25 protein-coding genes and 2 pseudogenes are annotated in these 26,155 nt (G+C 62.0%); 14 read left to right on the top strand and 13 right to left on the bottom strand.

What is annotated here, in order from left to right; translation table 11 throughout:
• The first annotated feature begins 426 nt into the window (after positions 1-426).
• On the top strand, positions 427-2,709 hold the full coding sequence (locus Q1W70_RS26910) for a heavy metal translocating P-type ATPase (protein ID WP_302098429.1): 2,283 nt from the start codon (positions 427-429) through the stop codon (positions 2,707-2,709).
• Positions 2,710-2,814: 105 nt separating this feature from the next.
• Here Q1W70_RS26910 and Q1W70_RS26905 read toward each other — a convergent pair whose 3' ends face one another.
• Positions 2,815-4,011 (bottom strand): MFS transporter, encoded by a 1,197-nt coding sequence (locus Q1W70_RS26905; protein WP_302098428.1) that lies wholly within the window; start codon positions 4,009-4,011, stop codon positions 2,815-2,817.
• Positions 4,012-4,166: 155 nt separating this feature from the next.
• On the opposite strand from Q1W70_RS26905, the gene Q1W70_RS26900 reads away from it, so the two are divergent.
• The 5 genes from Q1W70_RS26900 to Q1W70_RS26880 all read left to right on the top strand — a co-directional run bounded on the left by Q1W70_RS26900 (position 4,167) and on the right by Q1W70_RS26880 (position 8,286).
• Positions 4,167-5,096 (top strand): LysR family transcriptional regulator, encoded by a 930-nt coding sequence (locus tag Q1W70_RS26900; RefSeq protein WP_166592873.1) that lies wholly within the window; start codon positions 4,167-4,169, stop codon positions 5,094-5,096.
• Between the two features lie 515 nt (positions 5,097-5,611).
• Positions 5,612-7,030: a PAAR domain-containing protein gene (locus Q1W70_RS26895; protein ID WP_166593176.1), complete on the top strand. Its 1,419-nt coding sequence runs from the start codon at positions 5,612-5,614 to the stop codon at positions 7,028-7,030.
• Positions 7,027-7,416, top strand: coding sequence for a hypothetical protein (locus Q1W70_RS26890; protein ID WP_166593177.1), 390 nt, complete (start codon positions 7,027-7,029; stop codon positions 7,414-7,416). Before Q1W70_RS26895 ends, Q1W70_RS26890 begins: the two co-directional genes overlap by 4 nt.
• Positions 7,417-7,420: 4 nt before the next feature.
• A complete protein-coding gene (locus Q1W70_RS26885; RefSeq protein WP_265537530.1) occupies positions 7,421-7,900 on the top strand; it encodes a hypothetical protein in 480 nt (159 codons plus the stop codon).
• Complete coding sequence (locus Q1W70_RS26880; RefSeq protein ID WP_265537531.1) at positions 7,897-8,286, top strand: hypothetical protein; 390 nt, start codon at positions 7,897-7,899, stop codon at positions 8,284-8,286. The genes Q1W70_RS26885 and Q1W70_RS26880 overlap by 4 nt, the downstream gene beginning before the upstream one ends.
• 233 nt (positions 8,287-8,519) lie before the next feature.
• Here the strand turns inward: Q1W70_RS26880 and Q1W70_RS26870 are convergent.
• Both Q1W70_RS26870 and Q1W70_RS26865 read right to left on the bottom strand, forming a co-directional pair.
• Positions 8,520-8,765 (bottom strand): annotated as a pseudogene (locus tag Q1W70_RS26870) (LysE family translocator); the annotation flags it as partial.
• 34 nt (positions 8,766-8,799) lie between these two features.
• Positions 8,800-9,435 carry a TetR/AcrR family transcriptional regulator gene (locus Q1W70_RS26865; RefSeq protein ID WP_265537532.1) on the bottom strand — a complete coding sequence of 212 codons (636 nt, stop codon included), beginning with the start codon at positions 9,433-9,435 and terminating at the stop codon, positions 8,800-8,802.
• An 84-nt stretch (positions 9,436-9,519) separates the two neighbouring features.
• Here Q1W70_RS26865 and Q1W70_RS26860 point away from each other — a divergent pair.
• A pseudogene (locus Q1W70_RS26860) lies at positions 9,520-10,168 on the top strand (NAD(P)H-dependent oxidoreductase).
• Here Q1W70_RS26860 and Q1W70_RS26855 read toward each other — a convergent pair.
• The 3 genes from Q1W70_RS26855 to Q1W70_RS26845 form a co-directional block, all read right to left on the bottom strand.
• On the bottom strand, positions 10,146-11,051 hold the full coding sequence (locus Q1W70_RS26855) for an amino acid ABC transporter substrate-binding protein (protein ID WP_265537533.1): 906 nt from the start codon (positions 11,049-11,051) through the stop codon (positions 10,146-10,148). The pseudogene Q1W70_RS26860 and the gene Q1W70_RS26855 overlap by 23 nt on opposite strands.
• 47 nt (positions 11,052-11,098) lie before the next feature.
• A complete protein-coding gene (potE, locus tag Q1W70_RS26850) occupies positions 11,099-12,454 on the bottom strand; it encodes a putrescine-ornithine antiporter (RefSeq protein WP_265537534.1) in 1,356 nt (451 codons plus the stop codon).
• Between the two features lie 113 nt (positions 12,455-12,567).
• The gene (locus Q1W70_RS26845; protein ID WP_185819061.1) at positions 12,568-13,239 is read right to left on the bottom strand and encodes a class I SAM-dependent methyltransferase; all 672 of its coding nucleotides are present in this window, start codon (positions 13,237-13,239) and stop codon (positions 12,568-12,570) included.
• Positions 13,240-13,392: 153 nt separating this feature from the next.
• Between Q1W70_RS26845 and Q1W70_RS26840 the strand changes: the two genes are divergently transcribed.
• Together Q1W70_RS26840 and Q1W70_RS26835 are read left to right on the top strand one after the other, a co-directional pair.
• A complete protein-coding gene (locus Q1W70_RS26840; RefSeq protein WP_302098426.1) occupies positions 13,393-14,055 on the top strand; it encodes a hypothetical protein in 663 nt (220 codons plus the stop codon).
• Positions 14,056-14,146: 91 nt separating this feature from the next.
• Positions 14,147-15,916 (top strand): SulP family inorganic anion transporter, encoded by a 1,770-nt coding sequence (locus tag Q1W70_RS26835; RefSeq protein ID WP_166592794.1) that lies wholly within the window; start codon positions 14,147-14,149, stop codon positions 15,914-15,916.
• Between the two features lie 21 nt (positions 15,917-15,937).
• Here Q1W70_RS26835 and Q1W70_RS26830 read toward each other — a convergent pair whose 3' ends face one another.
• The gene (locus Q1W70_RS26830) at positions 15,938-16,129 is read right to left on the bottom strand and encodes a hypothetical protein (RefSeq protein ID WP_166592795.1); all 192 of its coding nucleotides are present in this window, start codon (positions 16,127-16,129) and stop codon (positions 15,938-15,940) included.
• Between the two features lie 201 nt (positions 16,130-16,330).
• Between Q1W70_RS26830 and Q1W70_RS26825 the strand changes: the two genes are divergently transcribed.
• A complete protein-coding gene (locus Q1W70_RS26825; protein WP_166592796.1) occupies positions 16,331-17,341 on the top strand; it encodes a GlxA family transcriptional regulator in 1,011 nt (336 codons plus the stop codon).
• 21 nt (positions 17,342-17,362) lie between these two features.
• Here the strand turns inward: Q1W70_RS26825 and Q1W70_RS26820 are convergent, their stop codons facing one another.
• Complete coding sequence (locus Q1W70_RS26820) at positions 17,363-18,106, bottom strand: hypothetical protein (protein ID WP_302098425.1); 744 nt, start codon at positions 18,104-18,106, stop codon at positions 17,363-17,365.
• A gap of 44 nt (positions 18,107-18,150) precedes the next feature.
• Here Q1W70_RS26820 and Q1W70_RS26815 point away from each other — a divergent pair, with 44 nt between their 5' ends.
• The gene (locus Q1W70_RS26815) at positions 18,151-18,333 is read left to right on the top strand and encodes a hypothetical protein (RefSeq protein ID WP_166592798.1); all 183 of its coding nucleotides are present in this window, start codon (positions 18,151-18,153) and stop codon (positions 18,331-18,333) included.
• A gap of 37 nt (positions 18,334-18,370) precedes the next feature.
• Here the strand turns inward: Q1W70_RS26815 and Q1W70_RS26810 are convergent, their stop codons facing one another.
• The gene (locus Q1W70_RS26810; protein WP_166592799.1) at positions 18,371-19,258 is read right to left on the bottom strand and encodes a LysR family transcriptional regulator; all 888 of its coding nucleotides are present in this window, start codon (positions 19,256-19,258) and stop codon (positions 18,371-18,373) included.
• Between the two features lie 147 nt (positions 19,259-19,405).
• Between Q1W70_RS26810 and Q1W70_RS26805 the strand changes: the two genes are divergently transcribed.
• Together Q1W70_RS26805 and Q1W70_RS26800 are read left to right on the top strand one after the other, a co-directional pair.
• The gene (locus Q1W70_RS26805) at positions 19,406-20,179 is read left to right on the top strand and encodes a glucose 1-dehydrogenase (RefSeq protein WP_185819065.1); all 774 of its coding nucleotides are present in this window, start codon (positions 19,406-19,408) and stop codon (positions 20,177-20,179) included.
• 42 nt (positions 20,180-20,221) lie between these two features.
• Complete coding sequence (locus Q1W70_RS26800; RefSeq protein WP_302098424.1) at positions 20,222-21,520, top strand: MFS transporter; 1,299 nt, start codon at positions 20,222-20,224, stop codon at positions 21,518-21,520.
• A 235-nt stretch (positions 21,521-21,755) separates the two neighbouring features.
• Here Q1W70_RS26800 and Q1W70_RS26795 read toward each other — a convergent pair whose 3' ends face one another.
• From Q1W70_RS26795 to Q1W70_RS26785, 3 genes are all read right to left on the bottom strand, one after another.
• Complete coding sequence (locus Q1W70_RS26795; protein WP_166592802.1) at positions 21,756-22,817, bottom strand: YkvI family membrane protein; 1,062 nt, start codon at positions 22,815-22,817, stop codon at positions 21,756-21,758.
• A gap of 81 nt (positions 22,818-22,898) precedes the next feature.
• Positions 22,899-23,279: a RidA family protein gene (locus Q1W70_RS26790; protein ID WP_302098423.1), complete on the bottom strand. Its 381-nt coding sequence runs from the start codon at positions 23,277-23,279 to the stop codon at positions 22,899-22,901.
• 30 nt (positions 23,280-23,309) lie between these two features.
• Positions 23,310-24,446: an NAD(P)/FAD-dependent oxidoreductase gene (locus Q1W70_RS26785; protein WP_166592804.1), complete on the bottom strand. Its 1,137-nt coding sequence runs from the start codon at positions 24,444-24,446 to the stop codon at positions 23,310-23,312.
• A 184-nt stretch (positions 24,447-24,630) separates the two neighbouring features.
• On the opposite strand from Q1W70_RS26785, the gene Q1W70_RS26780 reads away from it, so the two are divergent.
• Entirely contained in the window at positions 24,631-25,254 is a 624-nt protein-coding gene (locus Q1W70_RS26780; protein ID WP_166592805.1) for a helix-turn-helix domain-containing protein, read from the top strand.
• A gap of 111 nt (positions 25,255-25,365) precedes the next feature.
• On the opposite strand, the gene Q1W70_RS26775 is transcribed toward Q1W70_RS26780, so the two are convergent.
• A complete protein-coding gene (locus tag Q1W70_RS26775) occupies positions 25,366-26,085 on the bottom strand; it encodes an SDR family NAD(P)-dependent oxidoreductase (RefSeq protein WP_166592806.1) in 720 nt (239 codons plus the stop codon).
• Positions 26,086-26,155: the final 70 nt, after the last annotated feature.

Below are 26,155 nucleotides of genomic sequence, written 5' to 3'. Positions count from 1 at the left end.
ATTTTCACACTCCTCTTGGATGACGGTGGCTGCCGACATCTCATCTGTCGGCCCAACCTGAAACAACAGAGCGAGGGCCATGGCGTCTGCACCTTGCAAGTGAGTGGTCATGGGCGTCTGCATGAAACACGAGGTCTGCATGCATCGAATCTGATGATGCAACGACGGTCTCTAATTTCTGCTGAACGTCCCGCGCCTGTTTGATTTAGATCAGAAAGAGGGCACACACCGGCTTTTTCCAGAAACGGCCTTCATTAGGCCTGTGCTCGGCTTCAATGAAGGCGCCACATCGGACACGTTGAGCATTCCGGACCTAAGCTCTACAGGTGCGTCGCTGACACTAGTCGTTGGAGGCACCCTCACGATCAAGCCTTCAGCGTCATGTTCCGCGTGGGGAATGCCAATCGTTTAGAGGGACTCGCGTCGATGCTCAGTAAATGGCTGGACCCCGCGCTGCTGTTACTCACCGCCTTCACGCTGTTGGCGGGGGGCGTTGCGTACCTTGCACAAGAGGCTGGCTGGGCATCGGTATGCTGGGCTGCCGGCAGTCTGGTGATGGCCTTGATCCTGCTCGTTGAGATCGCCAAGCGCCTGGCTCGCCGGGAGGCGGGGGTCGACTTGATTGCGTTGCTGTCGATTACCGCCGCCCTGGTTTTCGAGCAAGCCCTGGTGGCTGCGGTGATTGCGTTGATGCTGGCATCCGGGCGCACCCTGGAGTTCTTCACCAGGCAACGCGCCGAGCGCGAACTGCGAGCCCTCGTTGACCGCGCCCCATGTACGGCCTGGTTGCAGGAGGAGGGCGGCCTGCGCAAGGTCCCCGTGGAGCAAATCCAGGCGCATCAAACCGTGTTGGTACGGTTGGGAGAAGTCGTGCCAGTCGACGGCTGCCTGCTCAGTACGGCCGCCATTCTCGACGAGTCGGCGCTCAGCGGTGAGTCGTTGCCTGTCACCCATCGTCAGGGAGAGCAACTGCCCAGTGGGGTTTCCAATGTGGGGGCGCCTTTCCTGCTCTCGGCCACAAGAACGTCAGCGCAAAGCACCTATGCAGGTATCGTTCGGCTGGCCGAGGCCGCGCGCCGCTCGCGGGCGCCTTTTGTACGACTGGCTGACCGCTATGCGTTGTATTTCATACCGCTGACGTTGCTGATTGCCGCCGTGGCCTGGCACGTGAGTGGTGATCCCTTGCGAGCATTGGCGGTGCTGGTGGTGGCGACGCCTTGCCCGTTGATTCTGGCGGTACCCATTTCCATCATGTCGGGTATTTCGAGGGCGGCACGGCGCGGGATCCTGGTCAAGGATGGCGCGACGCTGGAGGCATTGGCCGGGGTAAAGCAGGTGTTTCTCGACAAGACCGGCACGCTGACCAGCGGCCATGCCCGTCTGCAGTCGATAGAGGTCAACGGGATGACCGACCCGCAACGCCTGCTGGGCCTGGCCGCGTCGCTGGCGCAGGCTTCGACCCACCCCATCTCCCAGGCCATTGTCGACGCGGCGCATCAGCGCCAACTGCCCCTCAGCGTGCCGCAGGACGTGGAAGAAAGCCCAGGCTCAGGGCTGTGTGGGCGGGTCGATGGCGTGCGGGTGCGTTTTGGTACGTTGTCTTTTGCTCATGAACAAAGCCCTGCGACCGAGTGGGCCTCAGCCATGCTGCGCCACATGGATTACCTGGCGTGCAGTGGCAGCTTCATCGACGTCGACGGGGTGCTCGCTGGCCTGCTGGTGTTCTCCGACAACGTTCGGCGCGAGACCCCGCAGACCCTGCGGCGACTGCGCAACAGAGGCATCGAAAGGATCGTCATGCTCACCGGGGATCGCCTGGAAACCGCACAGATGATTGCGCTGTCTGCCGGGATTGACGAACTGCGTGCCGGGTTGACCCCCGAGGAAAAAGTGCGCGCTGTGCAGCAAGGTTGCCTGCGCACCAGCACCCTGATGGTCGGCGATGGCATCAACGACGCCCCCGCACTGGCGGCGGCCAACGTCGGTGTGGCCATGGGGGCCGGAGGTGCCACGGCTTCGGCACAAGCCGCGGGTGTCGTCCTGCTGGTGGATCGCCTCGATCGTCTGGTCGAGGCGTTGGACATTGCCCGACGCACTTGCCACATCGCCCGCCAGGGTGTGCGGGTCGGGATGGGCATGTCGTTGCTGGCCATGGTGGTGGCGGCCTTCGGTTACCTGCCGCCCTTGATCGGCGCCGTGGTGCAGGAGGGCATCGACGTGGTGATCATCCTTAACGCCTTGCGGGCACTGGGGCCGTCGTGGGGGCGCAGGAAACGAAAGCTGACCGCCGCGCACATCGATCACCTGCAAGACGAACACCAGCAACTCGCCACTGTGCTGAGTGATCTGCACCAGTTGGCCAGCGACTTTGCCAAGCGTCCGCTTGCGCAAGCACAGACCGACCTGCAGGCGCTGGTCGACACGCTGCAGACTTCATTGGCGCCACATGAACACGAAGATGAAAGCGCACTGTACCCACTGCTGACGCGAAGCATGCCGGGCGAGGACCCGATGGCAGCCATGAGCCACGCTCACCGGGAGATTTTTCGCCTTATCCACCTGCTGGCGCGCATGAGCCATGACTTTCGTTCCGACCCGGCGACGACGCCGGCTGATGAAGTGCAACACCAGTTGATTCGGCTCGACACCCTCGTGCAATTGCACTTTGAGCAGGAGGAAGAGCTGTTTCGTTATCTGGATGGGCGCTAGTGAATCGCTCCGGATTCTCGAGACACCTGCAAGCTCATCTGAAAAGGTCGCGGTGCCCGTCAAAACGCCGCATAACGTGATGCTGCTTGGACGGCCGGTTGCAGGTCAGGTTTTTCTACCGGTCACCAGACCTGAAGCGCCAACAAAGTAAAACACCCCACCGGCAACCACAAATACCCCAAGCATGTAAAAGATAAAGTGCGCAGGCTGGCTCGCCAGGACGATACCGCACAGCACCGGGCCCAGCGCCGCGCCGAGGTTGCTGAGGTTTTGTGCGCCGTAGTACAGGCCCCGCAGAGGGGCTGGGGCAATGTGGTCGATGAACATGTATTCGGCGGGGAATACGATGATTTCGCCGACGGTGAAAATGGCCATGGACAGCACCCAGAGCATGACGCTGGTCGACAGGGCAAACCCGCCCAGCCCCAGCAGGAACAAGCTCAAGCCCGCCGCCAGCCAGAGGTTCAACTGGCGCTGGGAGATCTTCCGGCCGATGAGGTATTGCAGGCTGATGACCATGATGGCATTGGTCGTGACCAGGGCGCTGATGACCTGATAAGCGAACTCGGGCGTGGTGGTGACCACCAGGTACTGCGAGAGGTAGGCGGTGAACTGACCAAAGACCACGGCGCTGAGCAGCCCGCCCAGGGTGAAGCAGACCAGGCGCCGGTCCTTGAGCAGCAGTCTGCCCATCGCCAGGAATGCGCCGGGCGGGCGGGACGTATCAAGCACCTGCAGCGTTCTGTCGCCCCAGCGCCAATAGACTCCGCAGAACCCTGCGCCGAGTCCCGCGGACAGCAGGAAAGGCCAACTGATATCCAGCCGGGCCATCCCGGCGCCCAGCAATGGGCCGACGGCGTAGCCGATATTGCTCAGGGTGTATTTGATCGAAAACACGCTGCTGCGCTCGGCGGGCGCCAGCAAGCGGCCGAACCCGGATTTGGCCGCGATATCAATCACCGCGTATGCCAGGTTGATCACCACCAGGCAGAAGTAGAACAGCCACAGGTCGCGGGCCAGGAACGTGCCGAGAAAGCCCAGCGCAAACACCGCGCTGCAAGCCAGGATCAGTCGGTAGCTGGACACTCTGTCCACCAGGAAGCCGCCGTAAAGGCTCAACAACGACCCGACGATCAGGCTGCTGCCAATGACCAGCCCGACATCCGCCACGCTCAAGCCGAAGTGGCTGCTCAGGTAGATCACCAGATAGGGCAGGGTGACGGCCCGCGCCAGGGTCAAGACCAGGGAGGCACTGAGCAGCAGTTTTACCGTGCCGGGATAATTTTTCAGGGTGGCCAGCATCCGTGCCTCATGGTTCAGCGGGGTGGGTTCAAGAGCGTTGTCAGGCGCAAGGCATTGATTGATGCGCTGGAATCCAGCTTACTGGGGAATGCCGTTCAGATTGCGGATGGTTTTTCCACCGTTGGCGGAATCTGGTTCATGAATGTGGGGCTTGTATGTTTTCTTCAGAACGCTTGAAGGGCATTGATGTGTTTGTCTGTGTCGCGGACGCTGGCAGCTTTCGGATTGCGGCCGAGCGGATGCACCTGACGGCCTCGGCCATCAGCAAAAGCATTGCCCGCCTGGAGGCGCGGTTGGGGGCTCGGCTGTTCCAGCGCACGACGCGGCGCCTGGCATTGACCGACGCGGGGATGACGTTCTATCGCACTTGCACCGGGGTGCTGGCCGAGCTGGAAGAGGCAGAGCTGTCGCTGCACAGCGAAAACAGCGAGCTTCAGGGGCGGGTTCGGCTGGACCTTCCCGGTGCCTACGGCCGGGCCCAGGCACTGCCGCTCATTTTGCGGTTTGCCCAGGCGCATCCCCGGCTGCTGCCGCATGTTTCCTTCTCGGACCGTTACAGCGACCCGATCGCCGAAGGTGTCGACATCGTGGTGCGCATTGGGGGCGCGGACATCTGGCCCGATACCCTGGGCCATCGCTACCTGGGCAGCGAGTGGCATGTCTTCTGTGCGTCACCCGCGTACTTGAGCCAGCACGGCACGCCCCTGACCGAGGACGACCTGCAGCATCATCAATGCATCGCCTACGGCTGGGTGGATGGCAACGTCAGCCCGTGGAGCTTTTCCGGCCACCGCGCCGCCGGCGAAACCGAGCGCCGGCAGGTGCCTGCCACACTGGTGGTGGGGGATGGCGAGGGGTTGTTGGTTTCGGTACTGACGGGGTGCGGCATCGCGCAACTACCGACCTGGTTGATCCAGCAGCACCTGGAGGCGGGGACCCTGGTCGAGGTACTCCCTCGGCTGGCAACCGACGGCCAGGCGATCAACCTGGTCTGGCAAAAAAGCCGGCAGTCGCTTCCCCGGATCAGTGCCTTGCTGGAAGTGCTCGCCGCAGGCCTGAAACCGTCCAGTGGCAACGGCGTGTGAGGCGGCCAGGCTGGGAACACCCCGTGGCAGCTGCCAAAGGCTGCGTTGGGTTGCGCAGCGCCCCCTGGTGGCATTGCCAATTTTGCAAAAGGGGGGCGGGGGACTGTCCCCTTTTTGGTCAGGACCGCATCTGACCCGGCGCAACCATCACGTCTATGACGTTCCAATCCTACGCGGATGACTAACTCAATACGTTTCCCACGAGCATCACGGAAACGTCCTATTTACTCCCGATATCCACATCTTCAGGGTGCTGCCTGTCAATCACATCCTCTTACTCATGGTCATCGGCCGGTTGGTTTCGCGCCCATCGTTCTCACTGGCGTGACAAGAGTAAGGCAGCCAAAAAACACCCAAGGATCTGGATCATAAACATGAAAGCCGCACTGCCCCTGTTGTACACGGACGATGTCTCCCTAGAGCTTCTCCAAACGCTGGAAAAAACCACCCGTTATCGAGCAGCCGCTTGCCGCTTTCAACAAGCCAGCCAGCTACCTTCGAGCGGGGGCTGAATCATGATCCGAGCCAGCGTCAACGGTATAAGACAAGGTCTGCACGGTGATCTGACCACCACCGGCGCGGTGTGTATCAGCAGCCTGCCCAATGCGACACAAGGCGGCCGGGGCGTCCTGCGGCTCGGGGATAAAACCACACCTTGTCCGCTGTGCGGAGAAATCGGCGTAATCGTTGAAAGCCAGCCTGCAATGAAGTGGATGGGGATTGCGACGGCGCTGGACGGCGCAGGGATCCACTGCGGCTGTCCCAAGGGCCGCAACCGAGTGATCGCGTCTGAGCAATCAAGCGCTGCACCGCAAACGACAAGAACAGCCGATCAACCCGCTTCTTCAGCAGTCACCAGCCCCTCGCAAGCGCCGCGGCAATCCGCCTTCTCCCCGTCGAGCCAGCCAGCTGCGTCAGTGTTCAACCGTCTGGAACCTCAGGAGCCAGGCTTCTATGTGGTACCCAAAAGCATGACCCGTGAAGCACTGGAGGCCACGCTTTTCCCGGTGCGTGATTGGGCTGTGATGAGCAAGTTTCAGGCGCTCAACCCGGGTATGGGGGAGGTCAAAGCGGGTTCGATGATCGTGCTCAGCGATCCGAACAACACTTCCTGTACCTACCAGGAGGCGCAACTGATGCAGGCCGCTCGACAGGTCAAGGCGACCCTTGATCCCCTGACACCGCAAGAGGCCGATTTTCGCTTTCGCCACGCTGCTGAAATCGCCAGCTTTACCGGTCACACCTCAACCTGGCTTGGCGTCAGTGCTCTGGTCATGGAAAACCACGTGAGCAGGCTGCGTGACACGCTCCAGGCCATGGAGCGCTTGCATCAGGAAAGCTATCGCCAGCATGGTCACCTCAAATCGCCGCAGTTCTTCGCCGATCGCAGGCACCTGATCAGCCAGTTGGATGCCCATTTGCTGAACTCGACGCGGCTGCGCGGCCAGACCACCCTGGGCGATCACCCCAAGTTGAAAACAGCCCTCGGCATTTCCAGTCGAAGCCTGGTCCATCATTGGGACAAGGCCGGGGCGCCGGGACAGATACCGGGGTATGCCACGCATGTCAGCGCTACCAGTCGTGCTGCGCAATATATGCAGTCCGGTGGTTACCTCGGGATTGGTATTGGCGGGGTGTCTTCGTTGTTGGCGATCCAGGAGGTATGTATTGGCGATTCGGGGGCGGCTTGCGAGAAGGTCAGGTTTACCGAGGGAGGGAAGTTTGGCTTGTCCACCTTTGGTGGCGCTGTTGGGGGGGAAATAGGCAAATTAGCTGGCATGCCGATCTGCCTGGCTCTTGGTGTCTCTACAGCTATCGGGGGTGTTGTCTGCGTCGCGGCCTTAGTAGGGACTGGCGCATGGGCGGGTACGACTGTCGGCGGTATAGCTGGCGAGCTCTTGGGTGAGAGAATTTACGAAGCTACAAAACCATGACCAGTATCGACACGTGGTCTCCCTGGATTGCGATCATTGTTACTGGTGGCTGGAGCCTGCTTGCAGCTGCGGGCCTCGCATTCAGTTTGTACCTAAGTCGCTGTCATCTGGACGCCATTAAAGAGGCCTTGAAGAACAGTCGTTACATTTATGTTTGGGGCCCAAGCCTGGGGAAGCGGGGTTTGATTTGGTCCGTGCTGGAGATAGCAAAAATTTCCGGGATGATAATGATGCCAAAGGCATCAATCCGCATCGGTGAGTTGGATCCTGTCGACCTTGAAAACTTTCCCCCTCATCTTAAACGGCTACTGAAGATCAAGTCATTGATGCTAGTGACTACTGCTGTTTGGCTTTTAATTACAGGCGTACTGATAAAATTTAAGTAGCTTGATGGACGACTACTCCAAGTTAAAAACAGCCCTCGGTATTTCCAGCCGAAGCCTGGTACATCATTGGGATAAGGCCGGGGCGCCGGGACAGATACCGGGGTATGCCACGCATGTCAGCGCTACCAGTCGTGCTGCCCAATATATGCAGTCGGGCGGTTACATCGGGATTGGTATTGGCGGGGTGTCTTCGTTGTTGGCTATTCAGGAGGTGTGTATTGGCGATTCGGGGGCGGCTTGCGAGAAGGTCAGGTTTACCGAGGGAGGGAAGTTTGCTGGGGCCACAGGTGCGGGGGCTTTGGTGGGCGCGGCAGCCAAATATGCCAGCGGTTCAATCTGCCTGGCGCTTGGCGTATCCACAGGTATCGGAGGTGTTGTCTGTGTCGCGGCCATAGTGGGGACAGGTGCCTGGGTGGGTACGGAGTACGGTGGTATGGCTGGTGAAGATTTAGGTGAAATATTGTACGAAAAAACCTTGCCATGACAGCGGAAGAGTTTTGGAAGTCATGGCTCGCTTTCGGGCTTTTGGCCGGCCCAGGCCTGCTTGGTTTTTTGAGTATTGCCTATAGCCAGTACCTGCGCCGTCGTCATCTGCAAGCAATGAAAGAGGCAATGAAGAACAGCCGCTATATTTGTATTTGGGGAACAAATCTCGGGAAGCGCGGTTGGATCTGGTCCCTCTTGGAGATGGCAAAAATCTCCCAGATGATCACGATGCCAAGAAGCTCGCTTCAGGTCGGTGAGCTGGATCCAGACGATCTTGAAAACTTCCCTACCCACCTTAAACGTCTACTGAAAATCAATTCAGTGATATTGGTTGGTGGCGCTACTTGGTTCGTGATTGTAGTTGTGCTGCTGAAGTTTAAATAACGTGATCGAAGATACTCCGAACTGAAAACAACCCTCGGCATTTCCAGTCGAAGCCTGGTCCATCATTGGGATAAGGCCGGGGCGCCGGGACAGATACCGGGGTATGCCACGCATGTCAGCGCTACCAGTCGTGCTGCCCAATATATGCAGTCGGGTGGCTACATCGGGATTGGTATTGGCGGGGTGTCTTCGTTGTTGGCGATTCAGGGGGTGTGTAGCGGCGATTTGGGGGCGGCAGCACCGCAATACTTGAGCAGGCTGAAGGCCAGCTCCGACAGCGCGATCAATGCCCCCTGGCCAAAGGCGACTGCAGCGCCCCACAGCAAGCAGCCGGCATTGATGCCCAAGGCCGCACGCATCGCCTGACGTCTACCCTCTACCGTCGCGGTTCGCAGCACCAATGCGGTGTCGAGGCCCGGTGTCAGGGTCAGTAGGGGGGCCGCGAGGGTGAAGGCCTGGAAGTTGTCAGTAATGGACATGGGCGAAGGCCTGTGCAGTCAGCCAGCGGGCAAATTAGCACAGGCCCGCCGAGCTGCCACTGCGTTCGACCATCGCGACAATGGTTGCAAACAGTTCGTCTTGCGCCTCGGTAGCGGTGATTTCACCTGTCGTGGCGGCGTGGGAGAGCGCCTCGGCGGCGCCCAGCATCGCGCGCAGGCCGGCGGCTCCAATCTGCGCACCCTTGGCGAAAGGGGCGAGGGCGCTGCGGCATTTCTCCATGACGATGGCCTGGTACTCAGCCTTGATTTTTTCCAGCTCCGGCGAGCTCGCCAGCGCTGCGATCACCCCAGGTATCTCGTTGCCCTGCAGCAAGACGCACTCGACATAGGAGCTGGCGATTACGCTTGCCCGACTGGCCAGGGTCGGTTCGCTCGCCGCGAGCGCCGCGTCCATCAGTGCCGTCTGGCGTCCGTCGAAATCCTGATAGAGCGCCGCCAGCAGCCCCGGCCGGGTGACGAAATGGTCATAGACCACGGGTTTGGTCACCCCGGCTGCTTCGGCGAGGCGTCCCAGGGTCAAGGCCTCGGTGCCTTCCTCCCGGACCAGTTGCCAGGCGACCTCCAGTAACTGACGCAGGCGGTCTTCGCGAGACAGGCGACGACGCGCTGGGGCAGTGGGATCTGGCTGGGGCGGTTGGCGACTTGACATGGTTATATACCAAAAGTAACTTAGTGGCGTTAACTTACTAAAAGTATATAGCTCTCGTCCTCACCCGTCAGCAGGAGTTTTGCCATGCACGCACTCATCGTGGTCGCTCATCATGATCCCCACTCGCTGAGCCAGAGTATCGCGGCGCAGGTCGCCCAGGGCCTGGCCGATAACGGCAACACATTTGAAGTCGCACGACCTGTGGGCGGAAGGCTTCGACCCCAGGTTTGGCGCCGCCGATTTTTCCGTGCATCACCGCCAAGCTCCAGTGCCTGCCGACGTGGTGGCCGAGCAAGCCCGAATCGACCGCGCCAATGCCCTGGTGCTGGTGTATCCGGTGTTCTGGTGGTCGATGCCGGCGCTGCTCAAGGGCTGGATCGATCGGGTGTTCGCCAATGGCTGGGCATTCGATTTCACCGCAGACGCCCCACTGCTGAAAAAACTCCAGCACCTGCAGGTGCACCTGATTGGGGTGGGTGGCGCGGACCGCGGCACCTACGAACGGCACGGCTATGGGCCGGCGATGAAGACTCAGATTGATCACGGGATCTTCGATTACTGCGGGGCCCAGGTCATGACGTCTGAGTTATTGCTGGAGTCGGAAACCCAAGACCCGCAGGTGCATCTGGAACTGGCGCGGCAGTTGGGTCGCAGTCTGTTCAGTGCAACGCTGGCCGATCGTGCGGTACGGGCTCAAGGCCCGACCGCGCTCAAGGAATCGCATAGACCTTGAACAGTTTTTTCGCCATCTCGCCGACACCGCCCAGGTGCCTGGCGTAGGCCTGCTCGATCTCGCCTGAGCGATACATCTCACTGAGGGCCGTGTCGACCAGCAGGCGGAAATCTTCATCATCGCGTGCCAGCGCCATGGCCGTCGGCGAGTACTCGAACACTCGATCCAGCAGGATCAGGTTGGAGGTGGCGGGTTGATTGGCGAGCAGGTTGCTCAACAGCATGCGTTCGGCGAAGAAGGCATCGGCCTTGCCTTCGGCGACCAGCTTGAGGCCCGCGGCGGTGTCCGGCACGGTGACCAGGTTGGACACCACGCCCAGCAGTTGCATCTGTTGGCGGATCCAGGCTTCGCTGATGCCGCCAGCGGTGGTGGCGTAGGTCTGGTTGGACAGCCCATGATTGACGGTCGCCCGCCAGGTCGGGCCGGTACGGGCGACCTTGCCATTGAGTACATTGAGCAGCGACTCGGCGGCATCCTGGCGCACCACGGCCGAAAGACCGGCGGTGTAGATCGGGATCGAATAGCTCACCCGTTGTCGGCGCTTCAGGGTGGGCGGGGTCGGCGTACAGAGGATGTCGACCTTGCCCGAGCTGACGGCCAACATCTCATCGTCGATGGTCATCGGTTGGTAACGCACCTGCAACGTCGGCAAACCTAGCTCGCTCTTGAGCTTGTCGGCGACTTTCAGGCAGAGGTCGATTGCATATCCCTGGGCGCTGTCGCCGGCCTGGACACTGAAGGGCGCCAGGTTGGCCAGATACCCCAGGGTCAACGTATTGCTCGCCCGCACGCGCTCAAGGGTACTGGCGCTGGCGATAACCGGCGCCATCGCCAGCAGGCAGGCGAAGAGCAGGTGGGTGGCTCTGGTGCGTTGTGGCTTCATCGTCGGGCGCCCCGCAGTCGGCTGTCTGTGCGATCTGGAAATCAGTGCTAGGGATTGGTTCCGGTCCCGGTCCCGGTGCCGACCTCGGCGGGTGCAGGGATGTCGACAAACCGCTTGGAGAGAAAGCCGTAGAGCAGGTAGCCGAATGCCAGGACCATCAGGCCGCCGAACACCGCATCCTTGCCGCAGGCGTACAGGGCGTACAACGAATAGGCCACGGCGATCAGCAACAGCACGGTGTTGCGCGTGTAGATCGCCGCGCTGACGCGGGCTTTGTACATCATCACCAGCAGCCCGGTGGCGGCTGTCACGTAGGGGATCAGGTTGGTCACCGCCGCCAGGCTGACCAGCTTGGCGAACTGGGCGCTGGCGTTGGGGGAGATGGTCGACAGCGCCATCAAGGTCTGCAACACGCCGCACACCAGCATGCCGATGATGGGGGCATCCTGGGCACTGACCTTGCTGAAAAATTTCGGGAACATCCCTTGGTCAGCGGTCATCTTTGCCGTTTGCGCCAGGGTGAACTGCCACCCCAGCAGCGAACCGACACAGGCCATCACGGCCAGCGCCATGACGATGTTGCCCACCACGGGGTTGAACATATGGGCATAGACCAGCGCGAAGGGCGCGGTCGAGTTGGCCAGTTCAGCGTTGGGGATCATCCCCTGGATCACCGTCGTCGACAGCACATAGACCACGGCCGCACCGAGGGTACCGAACAGGCAGGCCAGGGGCACGTTGCGCTTGGGATTCTCCACCGCATCGCTGGCCTGGGCCGCCGACTCCATGCCCAGAAACGCCCACAGGGTCAGGGGAATGGCTTTGCTGATGGCATCGGAGATCGGCAGGTTATTGGGGTTCCAGGCGGCAATCAGCACTTCGGGTTTGAACCAGAACCAGCCAATGATGCTCAACCCCGCCACCGGGACAATCACCCCCCACACGGTCAGCGCACCGATCTTGCCGGTGATGCGCGGGCCCCCGAAGTTGGCCACCGTGGTCAACCAGAGCAGGCCGACCGTACCGACGAACAGGGGAATGGCACCACTGCCCAGCCAAGGCACGAACGAGGTCATGTAGCCCACCGCAGAGATGGCGACGGCCACGTTGGCGATGCCCAGGGAGAGAAAGTACAGGTACGAACAGAGGAAGAAACCCGATTTGGCGTGGGCTTCCTCGGTGTAGGCGGACAACCCGCCGGAACGCATGCAATAGATGCCGCACTGGGAAAAACAGTAGGCGATAGCCATGGAACCGATGGCCGTGACGATCCATGACAGCAACGAGACGGCCCCCAGTTGGGCCATGCTCGTGGGCAGCAGGATGATGCCCGACCCCATCATGTTCACCGTCACCAGTGTGGTGAGCCCGGTGAGGCTCATTTTTTTGCTTGAGTCGGCCATCACCATTCCTCGATTTACCCAACACACAGCGCCGGCAGGTGAGATCAGCGTAGCAGTGGGATCGAGATCGAGCCTGGTTCGACAGCAAGCATTTATTGGGTAAACGCGGTTTTTTAGTCCTGGCGCTGGGCAATCAACAGCAGTGACTGCGGCACCGGGCTCTGTGGGTGCTGCGGTTCCTGCAGGCCGCTCAGCCGGAAGCCGGCCATGTCCAAGGCGTTGAACCAGCTGGACAAGGTGCGCATGTACCACGGCATCGGTTGCCAGTCGCCCTTGAACCCGGCGAAGGTCTCTTGGCGCCAGCCGTCCTGGTACTCGCCCGCTGCCGCCGTCCAGGGGTGCAACGTCTGGATCAGCAGGGCGCCGTCGGGGGCGAGCAGGGCGTGCAGGGCGCTGAGCAGGGGGATGATGTCCTGGTGCAGCAGGGCGAAGTTGGCGCAGATCAGCGGGTACTGATTGCCGATATCGACCCGGGCCTCGACCAGCGCCTCATAACTGGCCAGGTGTACGGGCGCCGAGCCTGCTGCCCGCGCCGCCTCCACCAGGGATTGCGTACCGTCCACGCCGACCGCCTCGATCCCGCGTTTTGTCAGCTCACGCAACAGCCAGCCTTCACCGCAACCCAGATCGAGCACGCGTTCGGGCTGGCGCCCGAGCACTGCCAGCAGTATCGCCTGGTCAGTGACCTGCCGGCGGCTTTCAATGCTGGCGCTGCGCACCGCCTCGATCCAGGAAGAGGCGTTGTGGTGCCAGCTTTGCAGCAGGGCGGATTCGGCATCGGACATCTGGACCTCCAGGCCTTTGGCAGGCAGCGCGAAGAATTTTTCACACTACACTGAAACTGGATCGGGCCCCAGGGGCTGACGTTACCCGTGTTCTGGCCAATCAATTTTGCGCAACGCACAGCAGATCGATTCAACAGTGATAAGGATCAGTGCATGGCCAACACAGACGACGCAAAGTGCGCGCGGGTCCTGGACCCCGTCGAGCGAGTCACCGAAGTGATCTTCGGTCTGCTCATGGCAATGACCTTCACCGGCACCATCAGCGTCGCGACCGGCGGCCAGGAGGAAGAGCGCACGATGATGATCGCCGCGTTGGGCTGCAACCTGGCCTGGGGCCTGGCCGATGCGGTGATGTATCTGCTGCGCAGCCTGATCGAACACAGCCGCAAGCGCACGTTGCTCGCCAGTCTGCGGGGCGGGTCGGATCCGGCCGCCGGGCGGGCGCTGATCGCGCAGGCGTTACCCGGGCGCCTGGTGGCTGCGGCCGGTACCGAGGAGCTGGAGGCATTGCGGCAACGGTTGATCCGCCACGCTGCGACGGTGGTGCAACCGCGCCTGGGCTGGGATGACTTCAAGGGCGCTGTCGGGGTTTTCCTGCTGGTGGTGTTGTCGACATTTCCCCTCGTGGTGCCGTTCCTGCTGCTCGATCAGACGGCGCTGGCGGTTCGTCTGTCCAACCTGATTGGATTGCTGGTGCTGTTCATTGCCGGTTGGGTGCTGGCCAAGTATGCCGGTGGCAAACCCTGGCAAGGCGCGTTGACCACGGCCACCACCGGCGCTGCGCTGATCGCCGCGATTATCGCCCTCGGCGGCTGAGCGCCGCGCGGCGCGCCTGGGTACCTGCGTGATAGCCAATCTTGTTCCCTGTTGATTTTTCCATTCGCTCTACAGTAGAAGGCCCCCGCCCATGAGCCAGACGGATCCCTTGCCTCCCGCCCCGGAACCTGGGCGTATCGCCCATCGCCAGTCCAGCGACAGCCAGCCCGGCTGGGCCCGCTGGCTGCCTGGCCTGCAAACGCTGCGGCATTACCAGCTCGCCTGGTTGCGCCACGACATCGTCGCCGGGCTGGTGCTGACCACCATGCTGGTGCCCGTGGGCATCGCCTATGCGGTGGCGTCCGGCGTGCCCGGTATCTATGGACTCTACGCGACCATCATTCCGCTGCTGGCCTATGCCTTGTTCGGCCCCAGCCGGATCCTGGTGCTGGGGCCGGACTCCTCCCTGGCGGCGGTGATCCTCGCGGTGGTGCTGCCACTGTCCGGTGGCGATCCGCAACGGGCCATCGCCCTGGCGGGAATGATGGCGCTCGTCTCGGGAACCGTGTGCATCCTGGCGGGCATCGCGCGCCTGGGGTTCATCACCGAGCTGCTGTCCAAACCGATTCGGTATGGCTACATGAACGGGATCGCGGTGACCGTACTGATCAGCCAGTTGCCCAAGCTGTTCGGGTTTTCCATCGACTCCGATGGCCCACTGCGCAACCTGTGGTCGATCACCAGCGGGGTGCTGGACGGCAGGAGCAACTGGACCACCTTCGCCGTGGGCGCTGCCACCCTGGCCGTGATTCTGCTGCTCAAGGGCAACAAACGTGTGCCGGGCATCCTGATCGCGGTGGCCGGTGCGACGATCGCCGTGGGGCTGCTGGACCTTGGTGCGCGGGCCGGGGTGGCGGTACTGGGCTCGTTGCCGCAAGGGTTGCCGGCATTCGCGCTGCCGTGGATCACCCGTGACGATATCGTCCCGGTGCTGATCGGCGGTTGTGCCGTGGCCCTGGTGTCATTCGCCGACACCAGCGTGCTGTCACGGGTCTATGCGGCGCGGACCCGCACCTATGTCGACCCGAACCAGGAAATGGCGGGGCTGGGTTTCGCCAACCTGGCCGCCGGGTTTTTCCAGGGCTTTCCCATCAGTAGCAGCTCTTCGCGGACCCCGGTGGCCGAAGCCGCTGGAGCCAAGACCCAACTCACCGGGGTGGTCGGTGCGCTGGCGGTGGCGGGGCTGCTGATGGTGGCGCCGAACCTGTTGCAAGACCTGCCCAGCAGCGCCCTGGCCGCCGTGGTGATTGCGTCCGCCATCGGCCTGATCGAGGTCAGCGACCTGCGCCGGATCTACCGAATCCAGCGCTGGGAGTTCTGGTTGTCGATCGTCTGCACCATCGGCGTTGCCGTACTGGGGGCGATCGAAGGCATTGGCCTGGCGATCGTGATCGCCATTATCGAATTCCTCTGGGATGCCTGGCGGCCTTATTCCGCGGTGCTCGGGCAGGCTGCCGGGGTCAAGGGTTACCACGACATCCAGCGTTACCCTGACGCGAGCCTGATCCCGGGGCTGGTGTTGTTTCGCTGGGATGCGCCGTTGTTTTTTGCCAATGGCGAACTGTTCAACGACCGCGTGCTGGAAGCCGTGGCCGCCTCCCCAACGCCGGTGCGCTGGCTGGTGGTGGCGGCGGAGCCGGTGACCAGTGTCGATGTGACCTCCGCCGACATGCTGGCCGAACTGCACGAAACCCTGCAGGCGGCGGGGATCACGTTGTGCATGGCCGAGATGAAGGACCCGGTCAAGGACAAGCTCAAGCGTTTCGGTCTGTTCGACCGGCTCGGTGAAACGGCGTTTTTTGCAACCATCGACGATGCCGTCGACAGCTACCTGGCGCTCGCGCCGTTGGATCAACGCTGAGCACTTGGCTGGCGCTCATGGCTACATGCGGTGCATGCGAGGCTGGATCTGTTGGCGGGGCACAATCGCGGAACCCGATCGATTGTTGCCCCCCTCCTGGGCGGCCGGGTTCTGTGCGGCGGCGGGGTCGGTGCTGCTCTGGTCGTGGCAGGACGCGCCGCTGAGACAGATGGCGGCAGCGAGCAGGACAATCGGGCTCAAGGACTTGAACATGGTCATCTCCGACGTTTGGCGGCCAGGCAAGGGGAGCCGGCGCCCCGTTCCTTGAGCGTAGCCGATTGCATCGCAGGTCAGCCCCGGGTCGACCAAGGGCCGGGGCAGCGCTAGGGCTTTGCCCGTGTCTGCAGTTACCATTGGCTTTTTTCAACGCAGCAGACACCGGCCTGGTGCAGCTATTCGAGTGGATCGAACGTGATGGAGCGACGGCAGTTCAGCGGTGGCATGAAGGGCAAGAACCTTCGCTACCTGAAGGAAACCCCCAATGCCACGCCGCCCACGGTGCGTACCGGGTTTGTCCTGCTCGAACACTTCTCCTTGCCGGCATTCACCCAGGCGCTGGATACCCTGATCACGGCCAACCTGCTGCGCCCCGGGTTGTTCACGACCCGCACGTTCGGCCTGGGTGAGGCTGAGGTCATCAGTGACCTGGGGCTGGTCATTCGCCCGGATGCCCGTCTCGATGCGGGCGCGATCAACGACCTGGACCTGCTGGTGGTTTGTGGCGGCTACCGTACCGAGCTCAAGGTCAGCGATGAGTTCATCGGCCTGCTCAAGACCGCCGCCGAGCGGGGCGCCCACCTCGCCGGTCTGTGGAATGGTGCATGGTTCCTGGGCAAGGCGGGCCTGCTGGATGGCTATCGTTGCGCGATTCACCCCGAACACCGTCCCGCCCTCACGGAAATTGCCCGGGCCACCCACGTCAGCAGTGAGCCCTACGTGATCGATCGCGACCGGCTCACTGCGTCCAGCCCTTCGGGGGCCTTCCACATGGCACTGGACTGGATCAAGGGCCTGCACGACAAAGCCCTGGTCGAGGGTATCGAGGACATCCTGGCGTTCGAGGAGTCGCGCTACCGGCGCATCAAGCCGACGGAAAACGTCTGCCTCAGCGCGCCCTTGCGCGAGGTGGTGAAACTGATGGATGCCAACCTCGAAGAGCCGCTGGAGCTCGAGCAACTGGCGGTCTATGCCGGGCGTTCGCGGCGCCAGCTCGAACGCTTGTTCAAGGAGCAATTGGGCACCACGCCGCAGCGTTACTACCTGGAACTGCGCATTACCGAAGCCCGTCGTCTGCTGCAGCACACCGAACTGTCCCAGGTGGACGTGCTGGTGGCCTGCGGGTTTGTCTCGCCGAGCCATTTCAGCAAGTGCTACAGCGCCTACTTCGGGTATCGTCCGTCCAAGGAAAAGCGCCTGGTCAAGTAAGGTGCAAAGTTTGAGCGGCAGTTAAAACACGATGCCCAGTTTTGCCCCGTATTCATTCCTGATCTGCTTGTCGTACTGACTGAAGTCAAACTGACCCTCAGGGTCATAGTTGAAACGGTTGTAATACAGGCTGGCGACAATCGGTAAACTGCCTTGCGAGTTGAACAGCACACTTAATTCGACATAAGGGTCGGTGCTGCTCTGCAAGTTCAGGGTCTGATTGGAAATACCCTGGACATCCAGTTGCGCATCGCCCTCCAGGGATCTTCGCGCGCCGGCTTCAAGGCGCAGGGCGGCAGTATCGAACTGATGGTTATAGCCAATCGCAACTTTGGCGAAGGGGGTGCGGTTGGTCAGTTCAATATCGTATTTGTTGTAGCCCGGATCAAAACGATTCCATTTGTAGCCAGCGCCCACCAGCATGTCGAGAAAGTTGCTGGCATCCAGTGCCAGCCGCCAGCCCAGATCCAGGTCCGCTTGCAGGTCTTTGACCCGCTGCCCCTGATTTTCCGAGTACTGGCCACTGATCTCGGCCTGAAACACCAGGCCGGCATGGCCGGTCAACTTGTTGCCGTAGTTGAGGAACACTCCGCCTTCGGGCATGCGCTCGATGTCGTTGCTCGGCCCTTTGAATTCCAGTTCGCTGTAGCTACCCAGCAGGCCCACTGCAATCACCGGCTCGGTATTGACGGCGGCCGTTGAAGTAGGCGCCGAAGTTACTGAGACAAGTGCGCAGGCAACAGCCAGTAAATTTATTGTTTTCATAAGAACTCCAGCAGCGCGCCGCAGGTCCGTTATGGATTGCTCTTATGACGAATGTAGTTGTTTTGCAGATGGCCATTTATGGTGGGGGAGAGGCGGGCGACGAATGGAGGGTTATAGATGGATCCAAGTTGGTGAAGTGTGCGTATTCATTGGGTTTGGTAGTTTTAATTATTTTTCATGACGCTGAATTGTTGGGCGTGTTGTTGCGGATGATTGTCGTTAGTTGAACTTTAAATTGGCGTCAAAAGTTAAAATGGCATGTTTTCAAGTAACGTTTTTGAACACTTTGTTTATCAGGTCGAATACATTGCTTTTTACTGCACTGTTCAACTCGACCCAGGCCAGTCCGGTGGTGGCACGGTAATCGCCCAATTCCAGGGGGCGGGACAGCACATTGGCCGGCAGCGCGCGGCCGGCATTGGTGGGTAACAGGCCGACGCCGAGTCCGGCGGAAACCAGGGCCAGCATGGTGGTGAACTCGCCCAGCTCGGCGCGGATCTGCAACCGGATGCCGTGGCTGGCCAGGGCTTGCATCAGGCCATCGTAAAAACCGGGGGCGTAGCGTCTGGCAAGGATGTACACCGGCACCTCGGCCAGCGATGCCGGCGTCAGGCTGGCGCATGCGGCCAGGGGGTGGTCGCTGGGGAAGGCCAGCATCATGTTCTCGCGCACCACTTCCAGGGTCTGGATGCCGGGAGTGACCGCGGGCAAGCGCATCAGGCCAAAGTCCAGTTGGCCGCTTTTCAGGGCCATGGCTTGCTCCGGTCCCGACATGTCCTTGAGCTCCAGTTCGATCCGCGGGAATTGCTCATGCAGCGAGCGCACCAGGGTGGGCAGCAGTTGCGGCAGTACCGAGGAAACGAAACCCAGGCGCACACGACCGATTTCCCCACGCCCCGAAGCCTTCGCCACATCCACGGCGTGGGCCGCTTGATGCAGGGTCGCCAGCGCTTCCGGAAGGAAGATCGCGCCGACCTCGGTCAGCGCCACCGAATGCCGGTTGCGCTCGAACAGGCGCACCCCGAGTTCATCCTCGAGCAATTTGATCTGCATGCTCAAGGCCGGCTGCACGATGGACAGGCGTTGCGCGGCGCGGCCGAAATGCAGCTCCTGGGCCAGGGTCACGAATGAGCGCAACAGCTTGATTTCCATGCAGGGACTCCGGGGCAGCGGGGGCAAGAGCCGTCGATCATAGAATTTGATCACCAGATCAGCAATCACCATTGGACGCTGTGAGTGGGCTGCGGTGAACTGCCGCCAAGGCCATTCAACAACAAAGGGCCATTGACGGAGAACTGTATGGGATTCACCAGTGATAGCTTTCGACTGGACGGGCGCAGGGCGCTGATCACCGGTTCGGGCAAGGGCATCGGCCTGGAATTGGCCCGGGGTCTGGGCGCCGCGGGCGCCAGGGTGGTGATCAATGATCGCAATGCTGACAAGGCGCGCAGGGTGGCCAGCCAACTGCAAGAGGAGGGCATCGACGCCGATTTTGCCGTGTTTGACGTCACCGACCGCGCTCAACTACTGGAGGCGATCAACCACCTCGAAGCAACCCGTGGGGCCATCGATATTCTGGTCAACAACGCCGGGATCCAGCGCCGTGCCCCCCTGGAGGATTTCGACCCCAACGACTGGCACGCACTGATGCGGGTCAACCTGGACGGGGTGTTCCATGTCTCCCAGGCCGTCGCCCGGCACATGATTGCCCGTGGTCGCGGCAAGATCATCAACATCTGCTCGGTGCAGAGCGAGCTGGCGCGGCCGACCATCGCGCCCTACGCCGCCTCCAAGGGCGCGGTGAAAATGCTCACCAAGGGCATGTGCGCCGAGTGGGCACGCCACGGCATCCAGGCCAATGGCCTGGCCCCTGGGTATTTCGCCACCGAGATGAACCGCGCGCTGGTGGACAACCAGGAGTTCTCCCAGTGGCTGTGCAAACGCACACCGGCCGGGCGTTGGGGCCGGGTCGAGGAGTTGTGTGGCGCGGCGGTCTTCCTCGCCTCGCCGGCTTCGGACTTCATCAATGGCCAGACGCTGTTCGTCGATGGCGGCTTGACCAGCGTGGTCTGAACCGAACACCCGTCGTTATAAAAACAACAACAGGGGACACCCATGAGTGCACTCAAAGAGTCGTTACTGCCGCTGACCGATGACAACCGTCGGCAGACCAAGGTCCAGGGCTTTGCCAGCAAACGCTGGTGGTACCTGATTCCGCTGATTTTCATCACCTACAGCCTGGCCTACCTGGACCGCGCCAACTATGGCTTTGCCAGTGCGGCCGGGATCGAGCAGGACCTGGGGATTACCAAGAGCACCTCGTCCTTGATCGGTGCCTTGTTCTTTCTCGGCTACTTTTTCTTCCAGGTGCCGGGGGCGATCTACGCGCAGAAGTACAGCGTGCGCAAACTGGTGTTCTGGAGCCTGACCCTCTGGGGCTTCTGCGCCATGGCCACGGGGCTGGTGACCAATATCCCGATGCTGATGGTCATCCGGGTCTCGCTGGGCATCGTCGAAGCGGCAGTGATGCCGGCGATGCTGATCTTCATCAGCAACTGGTTCACCCGCAAGGAGCGCTCGCGGGCCAACACCTTCCTGGTGCTGGGCAACCCGGTGACGGTGCTGTGGATGTCGGTGGTCTCGGGCTACCTGATCCATGCCTGGGGCTGGCGTGAGATGTTCGTCATCGAAGGCGCGCCTGCCGTGTTGTGGGCGTTTGTCTGGTGGCGTCTGGCGCGGGACAAGCCTGAGCAGGTCGACTGGCTGAGCCGTCAGGAAAAAGACCAGTTGGCGGCGACCCTGGCCGAAGAACAGAAAGGCATGCAAGTGGTGCGCAACTACCGCCAGGCCTTCACCAGCCCCATCGTGATTCAGCTGTGCTGCGTCCATGCGCTGTGGAGCATCGGGGTCTATGGCTTCATCATGTGGCTGCCGACCATTATCAAGCAGGCGGCTGCGGCGGACATCGTCACGGTTGGCTGGTTGAGTGCGGTGCCTTACGTCGCAGCGGTCGGCACCATGCTGGCGGTGTCCTGGGCCTCGGACAAATCCCAGCAACGCAAGCATTTCGTCTGGCCGCTGCTGGCCCTGGGGGCGTTGGCGTTCTTTTGCTCCTACCTGCTGGGCTCCAGTCATTTCTGGTGGTCGTTCGCCTTGTTGACCCTCGCCGGTGCTGCACTGTACGCCCCGTACGGTCCGTTCTTCGCGCTGATCCCGGAGATCCTGCCGGCCAACGTGTTCGGTGGCGCTATCGGTCTGATCAATGCCTGCGGCGCGCTGGGGGCCTTTATCGGCTCATGGATTGTTGGCTACCTGATCGGCCTGACCGGCAACCCTGGCGCGGCCTACATTTTCATGACAGCCGGGGTGCTGTCGTCGGCCCTGTTGATGGCCTGGGTGAAGGTCAAACTGTAGTGGTCTACTAACCCCGGACACCCATTTAGGCGAGAATGCTCGGCCTGTTGAGTGGTAAGGGCGGGCGAGGCGGCCTACCGGCCGGCCTGCTTTTGCCTGGTGTATGAATTTCCCTTGTGGGAGCCGGCCTGCCGGCGATGGTCGTTAACGATATCGCGTGCATTCAGGGGGCACGCAATGTTTTTTAGGCCATCGCGAGCAGGCCGCAAGCGGGCACCCGCTCCTGAAAAAGCCCTTACACCGCGGCCGCTGCGAGGCGACCCCGGCGCAGCCAGCCGATCAGGACGGCGGCGATCAGCAGGAAGCCCAGGTAGCCGAACAGCGGATACACCTGGCCCACCAGGCTGATGAAGCCCACCAGGCTGCCGACAAAAGCCAGGACACCGGCCACGGCCGAGCCGATGCGGAATGTGCGGGTGCCGGCCGGCAGCAGGCGGGCCGAGAAGGAGTAGAGCGTGCCGACGGCGGTGTTGAGGATCATGCAAAAGATGATCAGCGCCATCAAAAGCCCCAGTACCGGGGAGATCTCGGTGGCGATCGACAGCATCGGCATCGGCAGGTCCGCCACGCTGTCCAGGCGCGACAGCAGGCCCAGGCTCATCACCAGCATCAGCAAGCCGAGCGCCGCGCCGCCCAGGATACCGCCCCAGATCGCCTGCTTTTCGGTTTTTGCCGCGCCGCCCATGATCGCCAGGATCGGCACCCCGGCCACAATGTTGTACGACACATAGAGCAATGCCCCCAACAACCAATGGCTGGCACCGGCCTGTTGCTGGCTGGCCAACTGGTCGAGCTGGGCGAATTCCAGGTCGCGGCTGGCTGCGCCATACAGGGCCACCGCCACGGCGGTGAGAATCAGAAAGGGCGTCGCCGCCCCGATCATGCCGATCACCTTATGCACGTCCAGGCACACCACCGCGACCACGATCAGGGTCACCAGGACGCTGCCGAGCACCGCCGGAATGCCGAATTGCTGCTCCAGCAACGCCCCCCCGCCTGCCAGCATGACCACGGTCACGGCAAACATGAAGAAGGTGATCATCAGATCGACAAAGGTCCCCAGGTAGCGGCCGCACAAGGCGTACACCACGTCCTTGTGGGACGTCGCCTGCAAGCGACTGCCCATGCCGGCCAGCGCCATGCCGAGGAAGGTGAACAGCGCGGCGCTGACCACCGCACCGAGCAGGCCCCAGACGCCGAAGTCGACGAACATCAGCAACAGCTCCCGGCCCGAGGCAAACCCCGCGCCGACGATGACGCCGACAAATGCACCGGCGATTTTCAGACTTTCTTTCATGACCAATTCCCTCGATCTATTGTTGTTATTGGCTGCGCAGAGCCTCTGCGGGGTATTGCACTGATGCTTGGCCGGGGTGGCTCAGTCGGTTGTGCCGACCCAGGCCTGGACTTCGATTTCCACGTCGACCCCCAGCGCCAGGCCCGCACTGACCGTGGAGCGCACCGGGAAGCCGTTGCTGAAGTGACGCTGGTAGACCTGGTTGAAACCGGCGAAATGCTGCATGTCCGAGAGCCAGACCGTGGCCTTGACCACCTGGTCGAAGCCCGCGCCGCATTCGGCCAGGGTTTCGCCGATACGGGTCATCACGGCGGCGGTTTGGGTGGCGATATCGCCGTGCACCACTTCACCTTCGGCGGTCATCGGGATCTGCCCGGAAAGGAACAGGAAGTCGCCGACCCGAATCGCCTTGGAAAAGGGGTAGGGCAGGGTGCTGGGGTAGCGCTGGAGAGTGTTGGGCATGGCATGGAACCTCGGTGGTGGGGTAAGTGTTTAACGCAAGCGCGCCGGCGCCAGGCGAAGGGGGTCGACGCCTTGCTGGTGCAGGTGCTCGGGCAAGGGGTGATCCAGCAGCAGGGCGCAGGCCAGTTGCGAGACCGCGGCGGCGGACTGGATGCCATAGCCGCCCTGGGCCGCCAGCCAGAAAAAGCCTGCGCACTGATCGTCCCAGCCGACCACCAGGTCGCCGTCGGCCACGAATGAGCGCAAGCCGGCCCAGCTGTGGCGCGGCCGACGAATCTGCAAAGAGGTGGCGGCTTCGATGTGATAGATCCCGGTGGCGATATCCAGCTCTTCGGGCATCACGTCCTGGGCGTGTACGGGGTCGGCGTTGGCCGGTGAGCCCAGCAACTGGCCGGCGTCGGGCTTGAAGTAGAAGCTCTCGTCGATGCCGATCACGGCGGGCCAGCGGGAGAAGTCGGTGCCTGCGGGGCCGTCGAAGGTAAAGGCGCTGCGCCGGCACGGCTGCAGGCCGATCGGGGCCACGTCGCACAGCTGCGCCACCTGGTCGGCCCAGGCGCCAGCGGCGTTGACCAGGGTTCGCGCCCTGAACTGACGGCCGTCGGCCAGGGTCAGGGCCCAGGCATCGCCTTCCCGGTGAGCGGTACGCAGTTCGGCATCACACATCAGCTCACCGCCGGCGCGGCGCATGGCCCGCAGAAAACCCTGGTGCAAGGCATGCACATCGAGGTCACGGGCATCAGTTTCAAGGATCGCCCCGCCGATGGCCTCGGCCCGCAGGCACGGCACCAGGGCCAGGGCTTGCTCGGCATCGATCAACGACACGTTGGCTGCGCAACGGCGCAGGCTGGCATAGGTTTGCTCGAGCAGGGGCTGTTGGTCCGGGCTGGCGATGTACAGGCAGCCCCGGGGTTCCAGCAGCGGATGTTCGGTGAACCCGGCTGGCGGTTGTTCGTAGAACGCCCGGCTGGCACGGGTCAACGCCTGGATCTGCGGGGTTCCGTAGGCTTCCATGAACATCGCGGCGGAGCGGCCGGTGGCGTGATAGCCGGGCTGCGACTCACGTTCCAGGACCAGGACGCTGGCCTGTCCCGCCAGGCGATAGGCCAGGGAGGCCCCTGCAATACCGCCGCCGATGATGACGAAATCGAAACACTCGCTGTCGTGCATGCCCAGGGACCTCCGTGGTGGGTGGGGAGAAAAGACGACGCCCGCACTGGCTGGATAAATTCTCACATAAGAGAAATGTAAGATATGAGAATTTATCAGTCAAGCCATGGCCTTGAGGTAATATCGCGCCACGCATCCGGCCCGGGTCCCCAGGGCCAGAAAATTGGTATGACAGAGAGACTGCATGAGTTCCAGCCGCCCACCGCTCGCCTCCAATGCCCAGGCCCATCCGCTGATTGACCGAGCCCAGGTTGGCGCACGTCTGCGGGCGATCCGCAAACACCAGAAGTTGACCCTCAAGCAATTGTCCGAGCGTTCAGGCGTGGCCTTGTCGACCCTGTCGAAAATGGAGTTGGCCCAAGTCTCGGTGAGCTACGAAAAACTCGCCGCCGCAGCGCGCGCCCTGAGCGTCGACATCGCCCAGTTGTTCAGCCCGGCCAAGGACCGCACGGACCTGGTGCAACCGACGGTGGTCAGCACGGCCATCGACAGTGCCGCGGGCTACAGCACCGGCAACTACGACTACCACCCGATGGCCGGCGATTTTCCCGGGCGTAGCATGACGCCGATGTACGCGCGCATCTTTGCCCGGGAGCTGACCCAGTTCGACGACTACATCCGCCACCCCGGGCAAGAGTTTGCCTTGGTGCTCAGCGGGCGGGTGCGCATTCAGTTTGAAACCGGCGAGTCCATCAGCATCGGCTGCCGCGAAACCGCCTACTTCAACAGTGCGATTGGCCATATCTACCTGGCGCAAAGCGATGACGGGGCGGATGCCGAAGTGATGGTGGTGATGTCCGAGCGCTGAGTCTGCCCTCGCGGTTACCGATTTCCCAAGTCCCGGCCTTGAAATGCCGGCGCCACAGCACTCGCAGCCACCACCGCGTCGGCGTCCTGCGGAGTGCTGATCCTGATCATTTCAGAAGCGCTCATCCATCAGGGCCGGCAGGGTAATGTCCTTAACGTAGCTGGCAGCGGACAGGCTCAGCACCATGCGCACCACCTGCACCACGTCGTGGACCGGAATCAAATGGCCCTCGCCACGCTGCTCGGCCAACTCGCGGGGTGTGCTGAGCGGGTCGTCGGTGTTCAGGTAGCCCAGGTTCAGGCAGGTGACCGCCAGGCGTTGCTGACGGTAGCCTTCACGCAGTGCATCGGCGATTCCGTGCAGGGCAAACTTGGAGGCGCCGAAGGTCACTTCCGGACGGCCGCTTTGCGCCAGGCCGGAGGTCGAGCCGGTGAGGATGATCCGCGGGTTAGGGCTTTTCAGCAGCTGCGGCAGCAGGCGCTTGATCAGCAGGATGGGCGCGGTGATGTTGCAGCTGACGATGGCTTGCAGGTGCTCGTCGTCATCGGCGAGGAAGTTGTAGCTCGGATCAAACGCGCGCTCTTCCCAGATGCCCAGGTTGTAGATCAAGGTGTCGAGGCCCTCGGCAGCCACCGCCTGCTCGATGACCCGGGCGGCCTCGGCCGGTTCGCCGAGGTTGGCTTCGAGCCAGCGCACCTGCACGCCAGCGAGGGGCTGCAGGTTTTCTGGGCGGCTACGGGAGACCCCGATCAGCGTGTCCCCAGGCTCCCCCAGGCCCTCAATCATGGCTTTGCCCAATCCTTTGCTAGCACCGACCACCAGGGTTTTCATCGATTGTCTCCTTGACCCGACTGACAGAATGGAGCGCGGATGCAAACAGAGGAGAGGGATATTGGCAAAT

The organism is Pseudomonas kielensis, assembly GCF_030505375.1.
GTDB classification, from domain to species: Bacteria; Pseudomonadota; Gammaproteobacteria; order Pseudomonadales; family Pseudomonadaceae; genus Aquipseudomonas; species Aquipseudomonas kielensis.
This window is presented reverse-complemented; position numbering and strand designations above follow the sequence as displayed.

What these genes read in the sequence shown, in the direction of transcription:
- Q1W70_RS26885 (WP_265537530.1), top strand. Translation starts at nt 7,421, where the DNA reads ATGGACGACTACTCCAAGTTAAAAACAGCCCTCGGTATTTCCAGCCGA.
- Q1W70_RS26840 (WP_302098426.1), top strand. Translation starts at nt 13,393, where the DNA reads ATGGCCAACACAGACGACGCAAAGTGCGCGCGGGTCCTGGACCCCGTC.
- potE (WP_265537534.1), bottom strand. Translation starts at nt 12,454, where the DNA reads ATGGCCGACTCAAGCAAAAAAATGAGCCTCACCGGGCTCACCACACTG.
- Q1W70_RS26795 (WP_166592802.1), bottom strand. Translation starts at nt 22,817, where the DNA reads ATGAAAGAAAGTCTGAAAATCGCCGGTGCATTTGTCGGCGTCATCGTC.
- Q1W70_RS26855 (WP_265537533.1), bottom strand. Translation starts at nt 11,051, where the DNA reads ATGAAGCCACAACGCACCAGAGCCACCCACCTGCTCTTCGCCTGCCTG.
- Q1W70_RS26900 (WP_166592873.1), top strand. Translation starts at nt 4,167, where the DNA reads ATGTTTTCTTCAGAACGCTTGAAGGGCATTGATGTGTTTGTCTGTGTC.
- Q1W70_RS26775 (WP_166592806.1), bottom strand. Translation starts at nt 26,085, where the DNA reads ATGAAAACCCTGGTGGTCGGTGCTAGCAAAGGATTGGGCAAAGCCATG.
- Q1W70_RS26895 (WP_166593176.1), top strand. Translation starts at nt 5,612, where the DNA reads ATGATCCGAGCCAGCGTCAACGGTATAAGACAAGGTCTGCACGGTGAT.
- Q1W70_RS26820 (WP_302098425.1), bottom strand. Translation starts at nt 18,106, where the DNA reads ATGAAAACAATAAATTTACTGGCTGTTGCCTGCGCACTTGTCTCAGTA.
- Q1W70_RS26825 (WP_166592796.1), top strand. Translation starts at nt 16,331, where the DNA reads ATGGAGCGACGGCAGTTCAGCGGTGGCATGAAGGGCAAGAACCTTCGC.
- Q1W70_RS26815 (WP_166592798.1), top strand. Translation starts at nt 18,151, where the DNA reads ATGACGAATGTAGTTGTTTTGCAGATGGCCATTTATGGTGGGGGAGAG.
- Q1W70_RS26890 (WP_166593177.1), top strand. Translation starts at nt 7,027, where the DNA reads ATGACCAGTATCGACACGTGGTCTCCCTGGATTGCGATCATTGTTACT.
- Q1W70_RS26910 (WP_302098429.1), top strand. Translation starts at nt 427, where the DNA reads ATGCTCAGTAAATGGCTGGACCCCGCGCTGCTGTTACTCACCGCCTTC.
- Q1W70_RS26830 (WP_166592795.1), bottom strand. Translation starts at nt 16,129, where the DNA reads ATGTTCAAGTCCTTGAGCCCGATTGTCCTGCTCGCTGCCGCCATCTGT.
- Q1W70_RS26905 (WP_302098428.1), bottom strand. Translation starts at nt 4,011, where the DNA reads ATGCTGGCCACCCTGAAAAATTATCCCGGCACGGTAAAACTGCTGCTC.
- Q1W70_RS26785 (WP_166592804.1), bottom strand. Translation starts at nt 24,446, where the DNA reads ATGCACGACAGCGAGTGTTTCGATTTCGTCATCATCGGCGGCGGTATT.
- Q1W70_RS26780 (WP_166592805.1), top strand. Translation starts at nt 24,631, where the DNA reads ATGAGTTCCAGCCGCCCACCGCTCGCCTCCAATGCCCAGGCCCATCCG.
- Q1W70_RS26865 (WP_265537532.1), bottom strand. Translation starts at nt 9,435, where the DNA reads ATGTCAAGTCGCCAACCGCCCCAGCCAGATCCCACTGCCCCAGCGCGT.
- Q1W70_RS26880 (WP_265537531.1), top strand. Translation starts at nt 7,897, where the DNA reads ATGACAGCGGAAGAGTTTTGGAAGTCATGGCTCGCTTTCGGGCTTTTG.
- Q1W70_RS26810 (WP_166592799.1), bottom strand. Translation starts at nt 19,258, where the DNA reads ATGGAAATCAAGCTGTTGCGCTCATTCGTGACCCTGGCCCAGGAGCTG.
- Q1W70_RS26790 (WP_302098423.1), bottom strand. Translation starts at nt 23,279, where the DNA reads ATGCCCAACACTCTCCAGCGCTACCCCAGCACCCTGCCCTACCCCTTT.
- Q1W70_RS26805 (WP_185819065.1), top strand. Translation starts at nt 19,406, where the DNA reads ATGGGATTCACCAGTGATAGCTTTCGACTGGACGGGCGCAGGGCGCTG.
- Q1W70_RS26845 (WP_185819061.1), bottom strand. Translation starts at nt 13,239, where the DNA reads ATGTCCGATGCCGAATCCGCCCTGCTGCAAAGCTGGCACCACAACGCC.
- Q1W70_RS26835 (WP_166592794.1), top strand. Translation starts at nt 14,147, where the DNA reads ATGAGCCAGACGGATCCCTTGCCTCCCGCCCCGGAACCTGGGCGTATC.
- Q1W70_RS26800 (WP_302098424.1), top strand. Translation starts at nt 20,222, where the DNA reads ATGAGTGCACTCAAAGAGTCGTTACTGCCGCTGACCGATGACAACCGT.